Source organism: Burkholderia sp. Bmkn7 (assembly GCF_041103175.1).
GTDB classification, from domain to species: Bacteria; Pseudomonadota; Gammaproteobacteria; order Burkholderiales; family Burkholderiaceae; genus Burkholderia; species Burkholderia cepacia.
In genome coordinates this window covers 3,134,074-3,151,312 of record NZ_JBGCUH010000003.1, presented here as the reverse complement: position 1 = coordinate 3,151,312, position 17,239 = coordinate 3,134,074, and the positions used below count along the sequence as shown (strand labels likewise).

At 63.7% G+C, this 17,239-nt stretch carries 11 protein-coding genes; 4 read left to right on the top strand and 7 right to left on the bottom strand.

Features of this window, described 5'->3' with window-relative positions:
• Positions 1-126 precede the first annotated feature (126 nt).
• Complete coding sequence (locus AB3K92_RS36235; protein WP_006488945.1) at positions 127-330, bottom strand: cold-shock protein; 204 nt, start codon at positions 328-330, stop codon at positions 127-129.
• A gap of 545 nt (positions 331-875) precedes the next feature.
• On the opposite strand from AB3K92_RS36235, the gene clpS reads away from it, so the two are divergent.
• The 4 genes from clpS (at position 876) to AB3K92_RS36215 (ending at position 5,879) form a co-directional block, all read left to right on the top strand.
• Entirely contained in the window at positions 876-1,190 is a 315-nt protein-coding gene (clpS, locus tag AB3K92_RS36230; protein ID WP_006398529.1) for an ATP-dependent Clp protease adapter ClpS, read from the top strand.
• A complete protein-coding gene (clpA, locus tag AB3K92_RS36225; RefSeq protein ID WP_257248609.1) occupies positions 1,187-3,487 on the top strand; it encodes an ATP-dependent Clp protease ATP-binding subunit ClpA in 2,301 nt (766 codons plus the stop codon). The genes clpS and clpA overlap by 4 nt, the downstream gene beginning before the upstream one ends.
• Positions 3,488-3,590: 103 nt before the next feature.
• Positions 3,591-4,970, top strand: coding sequence for an amino acid permease (locus AB3K92_RS36220; protein WP_060049824.1), 1,380 nt, complete (start codon positions 3,591-3,593; stop codon positions 4,968-4,970).
• Positions 4,971-5,108: 138 nt separating this feature from the next.
• Complete coding sequence (locus tag AB3K92_RS36215; protein WP_060127187.1) at positions 5,109-5,879, top strand: hypothetical protein; 771 nt, start codon at positions 5,109-5,111, stop codon at positions 5,877-5,879.
• Positions 5,880-6,577: 698 nt separating this feature from the next.
• On the opposite strand, the gene AB3K92_RS36210 is transcribed toward AB3K92_RS36215, so the two are convergent.
• From AB3K92_RS36210 to ileS, 6 genes are all read right to left on the bottom strand, one after another.
• Entirely contained in the window at positions 6,578-7,093 is a 516-nt protein-coding gene (locus AB3K92_RS36210; protein WP_369466760.1) for a hypothetical protein, read from the bottom strand.
• Entirely contained in the window at positions 7,090-11,850 is a 4,761-nt protein-coding gene (locus AB3K92_RS36205; RefSeq protein ID WP_369466759.1) for an RHS repeat-associated core domain-containing protein, read from the bottom strand. The genes AB3K92_RS36210 and AB3K92_RS36205 overlap by 4 nt, the downstream gene beginning before the upstream one ends.
• A gap of 226 nt (positions 11,851-12,076) precedes the next feature.
• Positions 12,077-12,523 (bottom strand): dUTP diphosphatase, encoded by a 447-nt coding sequence (gene dut / locus AB3K92_RS36200; RefSeq protein ID WP_021160741.1) that lies wholly within the window; start codon positions 12,521-12,523, stop codon positions 12,077-12,079.
• A gap of 55 nt (positions 12,524-12,578) precedes the next feature.
• Positions 12,579-13,790: a bifunctional phosphopantothenoylcysteine decarboxylase/phosphopantothenate--cysteine ligase CoaBC gene (coaBC, locus tag AB3K92_RS36195; RefSeq protein ID WP_048022603.1), complete on the bottom strand. Its 1,212-nt coding sequence runs from the start codon at positions 13,788-13,790 to the stop codon at positions 12,579-12,581.
• Between the two features lie 67 nt (positions 13,791-13,857).
• Positions 13,858-14,358: a signal peptidase II gene (gene lspA, locus AB3K92_RS36190; protein WP_021160743.1), complete on the bottom strand. Its 501-nt coding sequence runs from the start codon at positions 14,356-14,358 to the stop codon at positions 13,858-13,860.
• Between the two features lie 2 nt (positions 14,359-14,360).
• Complete coding sequence (ileS, locus tag AB3K92_RS36185; RefSeq protein WP_059590521.1) at positions 14,361-17,198, bottom strand: isoleucine--tRNA ligase; 2,838 nt, start codon at positions 17,196-17,198, stop codon at positions 14,361-14,363.
• Between the last annotated feature and the right edge of the window lie 41 nt (positions 17,199-17,239).

The window sequence follows — 17,239 nt, the reverse complement described above, 5'->3', positions numbered from 1 at the left end:
AGACAATACGTGTTCAATTATCGGGATTGAACGAAAAGGCCGGCCAATCGATAATCGACTGGCCGGCCTCGAAAAAAAAGAAACCCGGCGCAATGCGCCGGGTTTCTTCGTCTGATATCCGGTGCCTTATACGGCCTGGATGTTCGACGCTTGCTTGCCCTTCGGCCCTTGGACGACGTCAAAGCTCACCTTCTGGCCTTCCTTCAGCGTCTTGAAGCCATTCATGGTGATAGCCGAGAAGTGCGCAAACAGATCCTCACCGCCCTCATCGGGAGTGATGAAACCGAAGCCCTTCGCGTCGTTGAACCACTTAACGATACCAGTTGCCATTTCCTACTTCCCCTGTCACACAGTCGCTGCTACTTACCACGAGCACGCTCGAAAAGCTAAACGACCGGAAAATGCAGCCGTTCCCCCCTCACAAGCTCACCTCGGCCTCTTTCAACTTGCCAACCGACGAATTGAAAAAAGTGCCAGCTTGATTGTTGGCGCTCTTTATTGGAGTGTCAAGTGGAATTTTTAGACGTTTAGAGGGACGTTGTAAAGAACCCATTTTCAGGGTTTTTCCGGCTTTGCTTGGCAGCACGCGGCCAAGCGCGAGGACTTGAAAAGCCGCATAATCGGCTCATATACCAGGCTCGAGTGACACGCGTTCGAGTCGTCCCGGCTTGTGGGATACTGGATGCGGACACGACGTTCCGGTTCGGTTCCCCCTGACGGTTCGTGTTCCGCGCCACGCGTGAAAGCCGGCACCGCAGCCGGCTTTCGTATGGCACGAAGAAGATCGCGTGTTCCGGGATACCGGGGAGGGCGCCGGCCGGTCGGTCGGGTAATGGCAGGATTGCGGGCCTGTCCGAGTTGTTTAGAATGGGTGTATGGCGATTATCCCGGACAAGCAGGACAGCACCGTCCTGGAACGCAAGCAGCAGAAGCTCAAGCCGCCTTCGATGTACAAGGTGGTGCTGCTGAACGACGACTTCACGCCGATGGAATTCGTCGTGATGGTGGTCCAGGAGTATTTCAAGAAGGATCGCGAGACGGCCACGCAGATCATGCTGAAGGTCCATCGCGAAGGGCGAGGGGTTTGTGGGGTCTATACGCGGGACATCGCGTCGACCAAGGTTGAGCAAGTCGTTACCCATGCGCGGCAGGCAGGGCATCCGCTGCAGTGCGTGATGGAGGAAGCATGATTGCCCAGGAATTGGAAGTCAGCCTGCACATGGCGTTCATGGAAGCACGCCAGGCGCGCCATGAGTTCATTACGGTCGAGCACCTGCTGCTGGCCCTGCTGGATAATCCGACGGCAGCCGAGGTGTTGCGCGCGTGTGCGGCCAACATCGAGGACTTGCGTCAGAACCTGCGCAATTTCATCCACGACAACACACCTACCGTCCCGGGTACCGACGATGTCGATACCCAGCCGACGCTCGGTTTCCAGCGCGTGATCCAGCGCGCGATCATGCACGTCCAGTCGACGTCGAACGGCAAGAAGGAAGTGACCGGCGCGAACGTGCTGGTCGCGATCTTCGGCGAGAAGGATTCGCACGCCGTGTACTACCTGCAGCAGCAGGGCGTCACGCGCCTGGACGTGGTGAACTTCATTTCGCACGGCATCGCGAAGACGAACAGCGGCGAAGCCGCTAAGTCGACCGACGCGAATGCGGAAAGCGAAGACGCGAATGCGCAGAAGGAAACGCCGCTCGCGCAGTTCACGCAGAACCTGAACCAGATGGCGAAGGACGGCCGCATCGATCCGCTGATCGGTCGCGAGCCCGAGGTCGAGCGCGTCGTGCAGGTGCTGTGCCGTCGCCGCAAGAACAATCCGTTGCTCGTCGGCGAAGCCGGCGTCGGCAAGACCGCGATCGCCGAAGGGCTCGCCTATCGCATCACGCGCGGCGAAGTGCCGGACATCCTTGCGAACGCGCAGGTGTATTCGCTCGACATGGGGGCGCTGCTGGCGGGCACCAAGTATCGCGGCGATTTCGAACAGCGTCTGAAGACGGTGCTGAAGGAGCTCAAGGAGCGTCCGCACGCGATCCTGTTCATCGACGAAATCCATACGCTGATCGGCGCGGGCGCCGCGTCGGGCGGCACGCTCGATGCGTCGAACCTGCTGAAGCCGGCGTTGTCGTCGGGCACGCTCAAGTGCATCGGCGCGACCACCTTCACCGAATATCGCGGCATCTTCGAGAAGGATGCGGCGCTGTCGCGGCGCTTCCAGAAGGTCGACGTGACGGAGCCGAGCGTCGAGCAGACGGTCGCGATCCTGCGCGGGCTGAAGTCGCGCTTCGAGGAGCACCACGGCGTCAAGTATTCGTCGGGCGCACTGTCGGCCGCGGCCGAACTGTCGGCGCGCTTCATCACCGACCGTCACCTGCCGGACAAGGCGATCGACGTGATCGACGAGGCGGGCGCCGCCCAGCGCATCCTGCCGAAGTCGAAGCAGAAGAAGACGATCGGCAAGAGCGAGATCGAGGAAATCATCTCGAAGATCGCGCGCGTGCCGCCGCAGAGCGTGTCGCAGGACGATCGCAGCAAGCTGCAGACGCTCGACCGCGACCTGAAGAGCGTCGTGTTCGGCCAGGATCCGGCGATCGACGCGCTCGCGGCCTCGATCAAGATGGCGCGCGCGGGCCTCGGCAAGATGGACAAGCCGATCGGCGCGTTCCTGTTCTCCGGCCCGACGGGTGTCGGCAAGACCGAAGTGGCGCGCCAGCTCGCGTTCACGCTCGGCATCGAGCTGATCCGCTTCGACATGTCGGAATACATGGAGCGTCATGCGGTGAGCCGGCTGATCGGCGCGCCGCCGGGCTACGTCGGGTTCGACCAGGGCGGCCTGCTGACCGAAGCCGTCACGAAGAAGCCGCACTGCGTGCTGCTGCTCGACGAAATCGAGAAGGCGCATCCGGACATCTTCAACGTGCTGCTGCAGGTGATGGACCACGGCACGCTGACGGACAACAACGGCCGCAAGGCGGATTTCCGCAACGTCATCATCATCATGACGACGAATGCGGGCGCCGAGTCGATGCAGAAGGCGACGATCGGCTTCACGACGCGCCGCGAGACGGGCGACGAGATGACCGACATCAAGCGCCTGTTCACGCCGGAGTTCCGCAACCGTCTGGATTCGATCATCAGCTTCCGCTCGCTCGATGAGGAAATCATCATGCGTGTGGTCGACAAGTTCCTGATCCAGCTCGAGGAACAGCTGCACGAGAAGAAGGTCGACGCGCTCTTCACCGACGCGTTGCGCAAGCATCTCGCGAAGCACGGCTTCGACCCGCTGATGGGCGCGCGGCCGATGCAGCGGCTGATCCAGGACACGATCCGGCGCGCGCTGGCCGACGAGCTGCTGTTCGGCAAGCTCGTCAACGGCGGCCACGTGACGGTCGATGTCGACGAAAACGACAAGGTGCAGTTGTCGTTCGACAAGCTGGCGAATCCGCCGCACAAGCCGAACGAAGAGACGGTCGAAGTCGAGTAAGCGATAATTCGTTGTTCATGCGAACGGCGCGGGAAGTTCTCCGCGCCGTTTCGTTTTATCCGGCGCCGGCGGCGCGATGGTGGTGCAGGGGAGTGGTAACGCAGTGACACAACAACAACGGACGTTCGACGACATCGTCGCGCGCGAACAAGGGTTGCGCCATGCGCTGACGTCGGGGCAGATGGCGATGATCGCGATCGGCGGCGCGATCGGCACGGGCCTGTTCCTCGGCAGCGGGTTCGCGATCGGGCTCGCCGGCCCGAGCGTGCTGGTCTCGTATGCGATCGGCGCGCTGATCGCGCTGCTGCTGATGGGCGCGCTCGCGGAAATGACGGTCGCGCATCCGACCGCCGGCTCGTTCGGCGCGTATGCCGAGCACTACGTCGGCCCCCTCGCCGGCTTCCTGGTGCGTTATGCGTACTGGTTCGCGGTGGTGTTCGCGATCGGCACCGAGATCAGCGCGATCGCCGTGTTCATGAAGTACTGGTTCCCGGCCGTGCCCGGCTGGTACTGGGTGATCGGCTTCTCCGCGCTGCTGATCGCCGTGAATCTCGCGAGCGTCACGCTGTACGGCACGGTCGAATACGCATTCTCGCTGCTGAAGATCGCGGCGATCGTCGTGTTCATCGTGCTCGGCGCGTATCTCGTGTGGTCGGCGCCGGCCGCATCCGGCATCGGGTTCGCGAACTACACCGCGCACGACGGCTTCATGCCGAAGGGGCCGTGGGGCACCTGGGTCGCGGTGATCGTCGCGATCTTCAGCTACATGAGCATCGAAGCCGTCGCGATCGCGGCCGGCGAGGCGCGCGATCCGCAGCACGCGGTCACGCGCGCATTCCGCTCGACCGTGTTCCGGCTCGTCCTGTTCTACCTGCTGACGCTGTCGCTGATGCTCGCGATCGTGCCGTGGACGCAGGCCGGCACCGACGAAAGCCCGTTCGTGAAGGTGATGGCCGCGACCCACGTGCCGTACGCGGCGGGCGTGATCAACTTCGTGTTGCTGATCGCGGCGCTGTCGGCGATGAACAGCCAGCTTTACGTGACGACGCGGATGATGTTCAGCCTGTCGCGCGCGCGGCTCGCACCCGCGGTGTTCGGCCGGCTCGGCACGAACGGCGTGCCGCGCGCGGCGCTGTGGATCTCGACCAGCGGCGTCGCGGTCGCGGCCGTGCTGGTCGCGCTCGCGCCCGACACCGCGTTCACGGTGATGATGGCGATCGCGATGTTCGGCGCGCTGTTCACATGGTTGATGATCTTCGTCACGCACCTGCGCTTCCGTTCGCGGTACCGCGGCCCCGCGCTCGCGTTCCGGATGTGGGGGCACCCGTTCGGCAGCCTGCTCGGTGCGGGGCTCGTCGCGGCGATCCTGTTCACGACCGCGTTCACGCGCGAATTCCGGATGACGATGGTGGTTGGCGTCGTGTTCGTCGTGCTGCTCACGCTCGCGTACGCGCTGCATTACCGGCACGAACACGCTCGTTGACGGTACCGGCGCGGCCGCCCGCGCCGTTTTTTCCGGTCGCTAAGGTTCCGTTAAGCCCGCGGCGACTACATTCGATCCTGCCTGCAAGGCGGGCGCGGCATGCGCCGGCTCGCCGCTTTCATGCAAAAAGGGGTGCGAATGAACAAACTTCCCGAAATCACGCTCGCGTTCTGGATCATGAAGATCTGCGCGACGACGCTCGGCGAAACCGGTGGCGACCTGCTGTCGATGACGCTGAACGTCGGTTATGCGGTGAGCTCGATCCTGCTGTTCGGTTTCTTTCTCGTGACGCTGGGCGCGCAGCTCAGGACGACGCGTTATCGCCCGGCGATCTACTGGGCCGTGATCGTCGCGACGAGCACGGCCGGCACGACGATGTCCGATTTCATGGATCGCACGCTCGGCCTCGGTTATGCGGCCGGCTCGTCGATCCTGGTCGCGATCCTGCTGGCCATCTTCGCCGTGTGGCGGCTCAGCGGCGAATCGCTGTCGGTCGACCTGATCCGCACGCGCAAGGTCGAGCTGCTCTACTGGATCGCGATCCTGTTCTCGAACACGCTGGGCACCGCGCTCGGCGACTTCCTCGCGGACAGCTCGGGGCTCGGTTTCGGCGGCGGCGCGCTGCTGATCGGCGGGTTGCTCGCGGCGATCGTGCTTGCGCACTATTTCACGCGGATCTCGGGCGTGCTGCTGTTCTGGGCCGCGTTCGTGCTCACGCGGCCGTTCGGTGCGACGGTCGGCGATCTGCTGACGAAGCCGGTTGCGAAGGGTGGCCTCGCGCTCGGGACGGTAGGTTCGTCGGCGGTGCTGTTGGGTGTGTTGGTGGCGATGGTCGCGTATGCGGCGGTGTCGCTGGCGCGTCAACCAGTACCGGCCGCTCCGCAGGGCGGCCGATCAGTTGCGGAGTAGGGAACGGAGCAGGTTGAGCACGGCGTCGTCATCCTCATTTGCGTTTCTTTGGGCGGCGCTTGCACAGCGCCACGCAAACGGTCCCTTTTTCGCCCAGCGTTGCGACGTCGAGAAGTGTCTGCCAGAGCTCGCTTTTTGAGTGTGGTATCAGCTAAGAGACAGAAGGAGTTCAACTGCGTGTATTGGGCCGCGCAGCGTAGTCTTATGCAAAGGCGTGTTATTGAGGTCGCCTCTAATATTGATATTTGCACCAGCGTCCACGATGATGTGCTCGGCCTTCAAGTTCTGAAAACCATGCTTCCGTGCGTTGTTTTTTTGAGCATGCCGATCAGGCCTACGCTTGGCGCCTTACCGCTCATGAAGTCCAACATATTGTCCCGCATGACATATAGTCTGTGACTGATTCGAACATTCGCTCCCTCCTTGTGGGAGGTGGCGTATCGCAGAAGTTCTTCGCGAGTTCATACTCGGCTTGCCCGGAGACTGCTGCGTTGACCCGGAAATTGAAGCTGTTTCGGTTAAGGCTCCAACTCTGAGGACACCTACAATTCAAGAGTCAACTCAGCAACAAGACCGTCAATGCAAACGGGATTTGGGCCGAGGACGCGTGCGGCTTCGGCGGGATTGGGTACGGGGTCTGATGGATCTGAATGGCTGATCGGATTGCCGCCAATATATGTGTGTATCTGGGGAAATAATCATTTCTCTTCCAGATCGATCTCGTGTTCGAACTTGCGTAATTCGTTGCGCTCTTGCCCATCCTTGGGCAGGGAAAGGGATAGGGTATTTGCCCCGAATTGAGCAATGAGCCGAGAGTTTTTCTCGCCCGAGGCCCACATCCGGCGGAAAGCATCCAATGCAACTTGGATGGAGTACTTTCGAGCAATCATATCCCCAACAGAGAATCGCAGATTTTCATCGCCATACAATTTTGAATTGTTGATCAGAGTTTCCAATAGGGATTCTTTTTGTGTGGCAGTAAGTTTGTCGAAGTCGTTATAAATCCCGGAAATAAAACTCTCCATGCCTCGCTTTGGGAGAGTTGGGGTATCGGACAGTGCCTTTAGATATAGTGAAAATATGTCATCCGGCAGTGGAGAAACTGTTAGCGACAGGTACTCTAACGCGAACGCAATCTCTGCTACCTCTTTTCGCTTGGAGTTGGTTCGTAAAGCGCTTATGCGAAGCCATAGTTCATTAACAGTTGTCATCATGGTGTTATCGCGTTTGCAGGAATAGTCCACCATAGTGGCGGTACCAGGGACGGAATCATTCGAATAGCTCGATATGAGGCATAGGCTGCCCCAACGCCGGCCGCAGTTTTGACAACGGTGCTGCCTGACGGGCACGCACTATATGTACTGCTCCCATCGTCCAGATCGTTGTCATCACAATCTTCGTCATACTTTTTCTCCCATCGACGAAGAATCGAGTCTTTCTGATTAATCATGGTTCGATGGCCACGCATTGTTTCAGCCAAGCGCTCGCCGGGACCAATCCTCTCGGGAAGACCTCCTACCAATTCTGACCAACGCGTGTTCAATTCATTCTGCAGCCCTGTTACCTTTTCTCGAATTGCAACACAGTGAGGATGATTTCTGCCAAATTTTTTTAATCCAAGGGGGTCATAATAAGCAACAGGATTACCGCCGGCATATGCATAGACGTTAATCCCACCCCCTAGTCCGAGAGGGTCAGGGCTAAGGTATCTTCCGGTATCGTAGTCATAGTACCGATACCGGTTGTAGTGCATCCCCGTCTCGTGGTCATGGTACTGCCCCTGGAACCGAATCGGGTTTCGCACTTCCACGCGCCCACCGGATGCCTTGCGAACGACCCCCATGACCGCGCCCCACGCGCGATACTCCGCACTCCACACAATCTCGCTGTGCTCGTCGGTCAGCTCCTGCGGCGTGCCCAAGTGATCGCACTGATACCAGGCTAAGCCATCTATCGGTGGCGCGGGCGGCGGTGGCATCCACAGCGGGTCTTCGTCCTGTCGGTAGTAGTCGCCGTACTCGGGCTGGTCAAGCAGCAGGATGGCGTCCTGCCTCACCGCCTGCGCCACCGGCACGAAGCTACCCGGCTCGTAGACATAGTGCGTGGTGCGCGCGCCGAAGCCATCCTCGTCGGCGATCTTGCTCTCCCACGCCAGCGTGTCGCCGTCCCAGCCGTAGAGCGTGAAGCCGCATTGCAGGTCGCGGTTGCGCTTCACCCGTTCGGCACGGTTCCAGTGCGGGCCGGCCTCGCGACGTTCCACGTAGTGGGCTTTGCTGTACTTCGACAGGCGTCGGCCGAGGGCATCGTAGGTGTAATCGACCGCAAGGCGCTCATCCTCGTAGTGTGTGAGCCGGTCGAACAGGTCCCAGGCGTAGCGGCTTTCCTTGCCCTGGTGCCAGCGCTTGCCGAGGTTGCCCCACGCGTCGTACTGGTAGTGGGTACCGGCGTATTGCTTGAGCAGGTTGTCCAGCGCCTTGATGCGCGGCATGCGCTGGCGCTCGGCCTCGCGCTGCTCTGCCGGGTCGATCAGGTTGCCGGCCGGGTCAAACGCAAAGGTTTCATGGCCGAGGCGGCTTTGTGCTTCCAGCAACCGGCCCACCGGGTCATAGCGGTAGGCCAGTTGGCCGCGCCGCGTGTCGTTGATGTTGGTGAGTTGGCCGCTGGCATCGTAGCGGTAGTGGCGCACCAGCAGACGGCTGCCGCCACCGGTCTGCGCGGCCGGCCCCACAGGCTGGAGCGTGTCGCGCGCCAGCACCTGCTCGCTCAGCCTACCCATGGCGTCCCACTGCTGCGTCTGTAGCAGGCGGTTGCCTTGCAGACGCGCCACCTCGCGGTGCAGGTCGTCGCGCTCGTAGCTGACCAGTTCGCGCTCGTCGAGCTGCAGCGCCAGCAGGTGGCCGCTGCCGTAGGTGAGCCAGCTTACGCGGTGCCCGTCCGGGCGCACGGTGGCGGTACGCTGGTTGAGCGCGTCGTATTCGTGCTGCCATACCGCTACCAGCGGCTTGCCCAGGCTGATGTAGTGCTGATGCTCGCGCACCAGGTTGCCGGCCGCGTCGTGGAACCATTGCAGGCGACTGTCGGCATTGGTCGCCAGCGCCAGGTTGCCATTGAAATCATAGGCAAACTGCTCGCGCTGCCAATCCTTCTCTCCCGGTTCGGCATCGCCGGTTTGCAGCGCCGCACGGCGTTCTACAAGACGGCCCATGGCGTCGAAGGTGTAGGCGGTGATGCGTTGCCCGTCCACCGCGCGCGCCAGCTTGCCAGTGGTTTCCTCGTACTCGTAGCGTGTGGTGGCGCCGTCAAAGCCGGTTTCGGCCAGCAGGCGCCCCATCGGGTCGTAGTGAAACTCGGAGTCGCGACCGTTTTCGTTGCGCAGCACGGTGAGCTGGCCAAGCTTGTCCCACCGGTAGCGCAGGTGCTGGCCGGCCGCGTCCACCCGGCTGGCGAGCAGCCCGGCCTCGGTGTAGTCCCATTCGGTGCGCCGGCCCAGCGCATCGATGTGGGTCAGCAGACGCCCTTCTGCGTCGCGCTCGAAGTGTTCTTCGCTGTTGTCCGGGTGGCGGATGGCGGCGAGCTGGCCGGCCTCATAACGATAGCGGGTAACCTGTCCGGCCGCGTCAGTGAACTGGATCATCTGGCCGCGTTCATCGTAGGCCCACGTACTGGCCTTGCCCGAGCAGTCCACGTAGCGCGTGAGCGGGCCGTTGGCGTTGTACTCGAGCTGCTTGGTCTTGCCGCTGGCGTCGGTGATGCCGATGGGCAGGCCCATCGGGTTGTACGCGTACTCGGTCTTGTTGCCCAGCGGATCGATCGCCTCCGTGAGTCGGCCGCGCGTGTCGTAGTCGCGCAGCCAGAGGCCGCCCTCGGCATCGCTGATCTTGATGAGCTGGTCTTTCGTATCCCACGCGTAGTGCACGGTGGTGCCGTCGGCCCGGATGTGTTCGAGCAGGTTGCCGGTCTCGTCGTAGGCGTAACGGTCGTCGCTGCCATCGGGACGGATGTGGTGGACGATGTTCTTGGCATCGTCGCGGAGGAACCACTCGGAGCGTTTGTCCGGATGGATGATGCGGTAGGTGTACCCGAGCCTATCGTAGTAATGCCGTGTTTCCTGCCCGTGGGCATCAGTGACGTAGGTGAGGCGGATGTTCGAGTCCCACTCCAGCCGCACCTCGAAGCTGCCGTCGTCGGCCCACTCGTGCACGGCACGGGCGTCGGGGCCTTCGCCCTGCCATTCCAGATTCATCCCGCGGCCGGTACGGTCGGTGTAGCGGGTGATCAGGTGGTGCTGGTACTGATAGGTCCAGACCTCGGCGTTTTCATCCTGGGCCAGTGTGAGGTCGCCGGCTTCATCGTAGCGGTACAGGCACAGGCGTCGCAGGGGCTCGTCCTCGCCCATCAACCACAGGCCGATGATGCGTCCATGGGCGTCCACGTCGGTGCCCAGGTGGGTGTGCGGCCGGCTCGGGTCGTCCTGATAGGTGACCAGGTCCGACAACACGACGCGCTCGTCCACGCGGTGGTCGTAACCCAGCAGCAGGCCCGCGCCGCCGCGCAGCTCGACCTGCACGAGCAGGAAGCGCTCGCCGTGGCGCTGGTAGGTTTCGCGGCGCTCGTAGCCGCGGCACAGGACGAGCTGGTGGTCGCTTGCGCGCACGAGGAGGAGGTCTTCGATGCGATCCTCATGGAACTGCCCGACCTTGGGTAACGGGTAGTCATGGCTGCGGCCGTCGGCGCCGTGATAGCGCAGGCCGTCGCCTTGCACGTCGATGCGTGTGGTGCAGGGGGTGATCCAGCGCGCGCCGAGTTCGTCGTGGTCGTAGGCGTCCAGACTGGAGCGGTAGGTGCGCGTCCAGGCAAGGGGGAACGGGCCCGGCAGCGCGAAGTCGGTGTGCGAGCGGGTTTCGGCGCCCGTGGCAAAACTGATGCTGCCGCCGCTGCCCGGCGGTGCGCCGTTTTTGCACAGATTGGCGTCCTGCCCGGCGGGCCGCTCCTTGACCCGTACCTCAAGGGACTCGCCGGGGATCTGGCGTCCAGCGATGCTGGTCGCGTCGGGCTTGATGCTGGCACTCTGCCCGGCGCCCGCTTTCCGGGCATCAAGCGAGCGGAGCAATCCTGCTGCAACCCACCCCACGCAGCCTGCCTGCGTGGCCTTGCCTTGTTGCCGCACCTGCTTGCCCAACAATGCGGCGAACTGGCGCAATGCCTGGGCGTTGGTGCTGACCAGCGCCGGCGACTCAAGGGGTGAATTCTGTTCGAGAGGGGGGCGGGCAGCCGCGTTGCGGCGAAGGAATTGATAGGCTGCGTCGTAGACGTTGGAAAACGCAGCGGCTGGATCGCGCAGTTCGGTCGTTGCCGATGTGCTTGCCCCCAGGGTGGCCGGCGCAGAAGGCTTCATCCGGGCCAGGGCCTCCAGGCCGTTCGCAAGGTCCAAGAGCAGGCTTTCGCCGAAGGCGGCCGCCGCGTCCAGCAGAGCGGGGAGTCTTGACTGTATCCGCTGCGCGAGGTCTTCCAGTTCTCCCTGGATGCTGTTGTTCAGGTTGGCGGTCAGGGTGCGCAGTGCCGCCTCGCCCACCAGCCCATTACTGGCCTGCAGGAGTTCCTGCCGCGCCAGGAACAGGGTGGGCCGCAGCATCATGCGGGCAGCGGCGGTACCCGGCTCGGGCATCAGGCCGATCAGGTTCAGGCTGACGCTCAACCAGTCAGAGGCGTGAGGTTCGGGGTGGGTCGTGAGGGTGACGATATCGCCGAGCAGATCGGCCACGTTCAGGATGTTGAGAACGGCGGGAAAATTCCCGGCGACCGTGCGCAGACGGTCCAGGTTCACGCTGCCATGGCTGATTGCGCCCAGCCACTCGTCGAACGCCGAAATGCTGAGGGCCACGTCGCCCAACTGGATCTGGTTGAGCGGGGCAACCGAGATTGAACGCTCGCGGGATGCGTTGGTGGAAGTGCTGGATGTCTGGCCTGCCATAGATCTCCCGAAGCCGAGCACCTGCGGCTACGGTACGGCAAACCAGGTTAGCCGCAAGCCCTCAGCAAATGTGGATGTACATGGACTTCTTCAGACGCCAGCATGGGCATTGATCAACGGCGGGGATATGAGACGACACCGAAAATTCATGCCGAAATTCCGCAACTCGTACGAAATTCAGGTCGGCGGGGCGCATTGGGGGCACCCCGCCGTGCTTAATGGCAGCTCAGTGACGGCCGGTGCTGCCGAAGCCGCCTTCGCCGCGATCGCTTTCCGCGAAGTCGTCGACGATGTTGAACTGCGCCTGCACGACCGGCACGATCACGAGTTGCGCGAGCCGTTCGAACGGATTCAGCACGAACTCGGTCTGGCCGCGGTTCCACGTCGAGACCATCAACTGGCCCTGGTAGTCGGAGTCGATCAGGCCGACGAGGTTGCCGAGCACGATCCCGTGCTTGTGGCCGAGGCCCGAGCGCGGCAGGATCAGCGCGGCGTAGCCCGGATCGGCGAGGTGAATCGCGAGGCCGGTCGGCACGAGCGTCGTTTCGCCCGGCTGCAGCGTGACCGGCGCGTCGAGGCATGCGCGCAGGTCGAGGCCCGCGCTGCCGGTGGTCGCATAGGCGGGCAGGTAGTCGCGCATGCGCGCGTCGAGAATCTTCAGGTCGAGTTTCATGCGGTCGTCGAATCGGTCGGGAAGGGCGCGGCAGCAAGCACCGCCGCGCGGGAGATCAGATCAGGCGGTTGTCGGGCAGGCGTTTCGCGATTTCCGCGACGAGCGTGTGCGCGAGTTCGTCTTTCGGTGCGCGCGGCAGGCGCGTGAGGCCGGTTGCCTCGAACAGCACGACTTCGTTGTCGTCGCGGCCGAACGTCAGCGGGCCGAGGTTGCCGACGAGCAGCGGCACGTTCTTGCGTTTGCGCTTCTCGTCGCCGTGCACGTCGAGGTCGCCGCTTTCGGCCGCGAACCCGACGCAGTACGGCGGATCGGGCAGCGCCGCGACCGACGCGAGGATGTCCGGGTTCTCGACGAATGCGAGTGCGGGCATCTTGCGGTCGGCCGTCTTCTTCATCTTGTGCTCGGCAGGCTGGGCGACGCGCCAGTCGGCGACCGCGGCCACCGCGATGAAGATGTCGGCGTCGTTCACGGCCTGCATCACCGCGTCGTACATCTGCTGGGCCGTCTGCACGTCCTGGCGGTAGACGCCCCACGGCGTATCGAGCGCGACCGGCCCCGCGACGAGATGCACGTCGGCGCCGGCCTGCTGCGCGGCGCGCGCGAGCGCGAAACCCATCTTGCCGCTCGAGCGGTTCGTGAGGCCGCGTACCGGGTCGAGCGGCTCGAACGTCGGGCCGGCCGTGATCAGCACGCGCCGGTGCGCGAGCACCTTCGGCGCGAAGTGCGCGACGATCGCTTCATAGATCGCCTCGGGCTCGAGCATGCGGCCGTCGCCGACTTCGCCGCACGCCTGCGCACCCGAATCCGGGCCGAGCACCGACACGCCGTCCGCGCGCAGTTGCGCGGCGTTGCGTTGCGTGGCCGGGTTCTGCCACATCTGGCGGTTCATCGCGGGGACGACGAGCAGCGGGCAATCGCGCGCGACGCACAGCGTCGACAGCAGATCGTCCGCGAACCCGTGCGCGAGCTTCGCGAGGAAATCCGTCGACGCCGGCGCAATCACGATCGCGTCGGCTTCGCGCGACAGGTCGATGTGCGCCATGTTGTTGTCGATGCGCGCGTCCCACTGGCTCGTATAGACGGGCCGGCCTGACAGCGCCTGCATCGTGACGGGCGTGATGAACTGGGTAGCGGCTTCGGTCATCGCGACCTGCACGGTCGCGCCTGCCTTCACGAGCAGCCGCGTGAGCTCGGCGATCTTGTAGCAGGCGATGCCGCCCGTCAGGCCGAGAACGAGGTGTTTTCCTGCGAGTTCTGCTTGTGCCAACTCAGGCCTCCAAGGGTCGAACGGAACGGCCGGCGCGAAGCCGGCCGTCGACGCCGAGTATGCGCGCTTAGCGCGAGCCGCGCACGCGACGCAGTTCGTCGTAGATCAGCAGCACCGCGCCGATCGTGATCGCGGAATCGGCGAGGTTGAACGCCGGGAAGTGCCAGGCGCCGAGGTGGAAATCGAGGAAGTCGATCACGTGGCCGTAGACGAGCCGGTCGATCACGTTGCCGAGCGCGCCGCCGAGGATCAGCGCGAGCGACACGCTGAACAGCCGCTGGTGGCCGTGGCGCTTCAGCAGGAAGCAGATCACGAGCGTCGCGCCGATGCCGAGCGCGGTGAACGCCCAGCGCTGCCAGCCGCTCGCGGTCGACAGGAAGCCGAACGCGGCGCCGCGGTTGTACACCAGCACGAGGTTGAAGAACGACGTCAGCGCGTGCTGCGCGCCGTACACGAACGTTTTCAGGATCGCGATCTTCGACAGCTGGTCGAACAGGATCACGATCAGCGAAATGCCCAGCCAGGGCGCAAGCGCACCGCTGGCCGGTTTCGACAGGGTTTTCGCCATATTCAAGCAGCGCTCCGGATTTCGCCGTTTTCGAACAGGTTGGAGAAGCAGCGGCCGCACAGCGTCGGGTGATCGGCGTGCGCGCCGACATCTTCGCGGTAGTGCCAGCAGCGTTCGCACTTCTGGTACTTCGACGCTGCGACGTCGACGCTTTCCTGCGCTTCGTCGTCGACCTTGACGACCGTCGCGGCCGACGTGATCAGCACGAACTTGAGATCGTCGCCGAGGCTCGTGAGCGCGTCGTAGCGCGCGCCGCTCGCATGCACGGCGACTTCGGCCTGCAGCGACGAACCGATGCGGTTCGCGGTGCGCGCTTCCTCGAGCGCCTTCGTCACGTTGCCGCGCACGTCGCGCAGCAGCGCCCACTTCTCGATCAGCGCGGCCGAGCCGGCGACTTCCGGATACGCGTAGTAGGTTTCCGTGAAGATCGTGTCGCTGGCCGGCTGGAACACCTTCCACGCTTCTTCCGCCGTGAACGACAGGAACGGCGCGAGCACGCGCAGCAGGCCGTGCGTGAGATGGTACAGCGCGGTCTGCGCGGAGCGGCGCGCGCGCGAATCGGCCGCGCTCGTGTACAGGCGGTCCTTCAGCACGTCGAGGTAGAAGCCGCCGAGATCTTCCGAGCAGTACGTCTGCAGCTTCGCGACGACCGGGTGGAATTCGTACTTCTCGTAGTGGCCGAGCAGTTCCGTCTGCAGTTGCTGCGAGAACGCGACCGCATAACGGTCGATCTCGAGCCAGTCCTCGACGGGCACCGCGTGCTGCGCGAAGTCGAAGTCCGACAGGTTCGCGAGCAGGAAGCGCAGCGTGTTGCGGATGCGGCGATAGCCTTCGGTCACGCGCTTCAGGATTTCCTCGGAGATCGCGAGCTCGCCCGAATAGTCGGTCGATGCGATCCACAGGCGGATGATTTCCGCGCCGAGGCGGTTCGCGACTTCATGCGGATCGATGCCGTTGCCGAGCGACTTGCTCATCTTGCGGCCTTCGCCGTCGACCGTGAAGCCGTGCGTGAGCAGGCCCTTGTACGGCGCACGGCCGTCGATCATCGACGCGGTCAGCAGCGACGAGTGGAACCAGCCGCGGTGCTGGTCCGAGCCTTCGAGGTAGAGGTCGGCCGGGAACTGCAGCTGATCCTTGTGCGAGCCGCGCAGCACGTGCCAGTGCGTCGTGCCGGAGTCGAACCACACGTCGAGCGTGTCGCGGTTCTTTTCGTACAGGTTCGCGTCGTCGCCGATCAGCTCGCGCGGGTCGAGCGTTTGCCATGCTTCGATGCCCGACTGCTCGACGCGCTTCGCGACTTCCTCGAGCAGCTCGAGCGTGCGCGGGTGCAGCTCGCCGGTTTCCTTGTGCACGAAGAACGCCATCGGCACGCCCCATTGGCGCTGGCGCGACAGCGTCCAGTCGGGACGGTTCGCGATCATGCTGAACAGGCGCTGCTTGCCCCACGACGGGTAGAACGCGGTGGCGTCGATGCCTTCGAGCGCGGTTTCGCGCAGCGTCTTGCCGCCGTCGCGCGGCGTCACGTCCATGCCGGCGAACCACTGCGACGTCGCACGGTAGATGATCGCCGTCTTGTGACGCCAGCAGTGCATGTAGCTGTGCTTGTAGTGCTCGCTGCGCAGCAGCGAGCCGGCTTCGCGCAGCGCGTCGACGACCTTCGGGTTCGCGTCCCAGATCGACAGGCCGCCGAACAGCGGCAGCGATTCGATGTAACGACCGTCGCCCATCACCGGGTTGATGATGTCCGAGTCGGTCATCCCGTGCGCCTTGCACGACTGGAAGTCCTCGATGCCGTATGCCGGCGACGAGTGCACGACGCCGGTACCCGTGTCGGTCGTCACGTAGTCGCCGAGGTAGACGGGCGCGGTGCGCTTGTAGCCGGGGTGGGCCGATGCGAGCGGGTGGTGGAAGCGCAGGTTCGCGAGCTTCACGCCCGGCGCGGTTGCAACGACGCGGCCGGTCAGCTTGAAGTCGGACATGCAGGCTTCGACGCGTTCTTCCGCGATGATCAGCAGCCCGCGCTCGGTGTCGACCAGCGCGTAGACGATTTCCGGATGGAGGTTCAGCGCCTGGTTCGCGGGGATCGTCCACGGCGTGGTGGTCCAGATCACGATGCCGCCGTCGGCGCGCGGCAGCGCCGGCAGGCCGAACGCCTGCGCGGTCTTTTCCGGTTCCGCGAACGCGAACATCACGTCGATCGTCGGGTCGGTGCGGTCCTTGTACTCGACTTCCGCTTCCGCGAGCGCCGAGCCGCAGTCGAAGCACCAGTTCACCGGCTTCAGCCCGCGATACACGTAACCCTTCTCGATGATCTTGCCGAGCGCGCGGATCTCTTCCGCCTCGTTGACGAAGTTCATCGTCTTGTACGGGTTGGCCCAGTCGCCGAGCACGCCGAGACGCTTGAAGCCGACCTTCTGCTTCTCGATCTGCTCGGTCGCGTACGCGCGCGCCTTGCTCATCACTTCGGCCGCCGGCAGCGACTTGCCGAACTGCTTCTCGATCTGGATCTCGATCGGCATTCCGTGGCAATCCCAGCCGGGCACGTACGGCGCGTCGAAGCCGGCCATGTTGCGCGACTTGACGACGATGTCCTTCAGGATCTTGTTGACGGCGTGGCCGAGGTGGATGTCGCCGTTCGCATACGGCGGGCCGTCGTGCAGGATGAACTTCGGCCGGCCCTTGCTGGCCGCGCGGATCTTCTCGTAGAGGCCGCGTTCTTCCCATTCCTTGACCCACTGCGGCTCGCGCTTGGGCAGGTCGCCGCGCATCGGGAACGGCGTGTCGAGCAGGTTGACCGGATACTTGGCCTGCGGTTTCGAATCGGCTTTCTTGTTGCTCATGATGGGATCGCTATCTAAATCGGGAGACGCGCGAGCGTCGT

Excerpts from the sequence above, each read along its gene's own strand:
- dut (WP_021160741.1), bottom strand. The coding sequence starts at position 12,523 with ATGAAACTCGACCTGAAGATTCTCGACGCGCGCATGCGCGACTACCTG.
- AB3K92_RS36215 (WP_060127187.1), top strand. The coding sequence starts at position 5,109 with ATGAACAAACTTCCCGAAATCACGCTCGCGTTCTGGATCATGAAGATC.
- AB3K92_RS36205 (WP_369466759.1), bottom strand. The coding sequence starts at position 11,850 with ATGGCAGGCCAGACATCCAGCACTTCCACCAACGCATCCCGCGAGCGT.
- AB3K92_RS36210 (WP_369466760.1), bottom strand. The coding sequence starts at position 7,093 with ATGATGACAACTGTTAATGAACTATGGCTTCGCATAAGCGCTTTACGA.
- clpA (WP_257248609.1), top strand. The coding sequence starts at position 1,187 with ATGATTGCCCAGGAATTGGAAGTCAGCCTGCACATGGCGTTCATGGAA.
- AB3K92_RS36235 (WP_006488945.1), bottom strand. The coding sequence starts at position 330 with ATGGCAACTGGTATCGTTAAGTGGTTCAACGACGCGAAGGGCTTCGGT.
- ileS (WP_059590521.1), bottom strand. The coding sequence starts at position 17,198 with ATGAGCAACAAGAAAGCCGATTCGAAACCGCAGGCCAAGTATCCGGTC.
- clpS (WP_006398529.1), top strand. The coding sequence starts at position 876 with ATGGCGATTATCCCGGACAAGCAGGACAGCACCGTCCTGGAACGCAAG.
- lspA (WP_021160743.1), bottom strand. The coding sequence starts at position 14,358 with ATGGCGAAAACCCTGTCGAAACCGGCCAGCGGTGCGCTTGCGCCCTGG.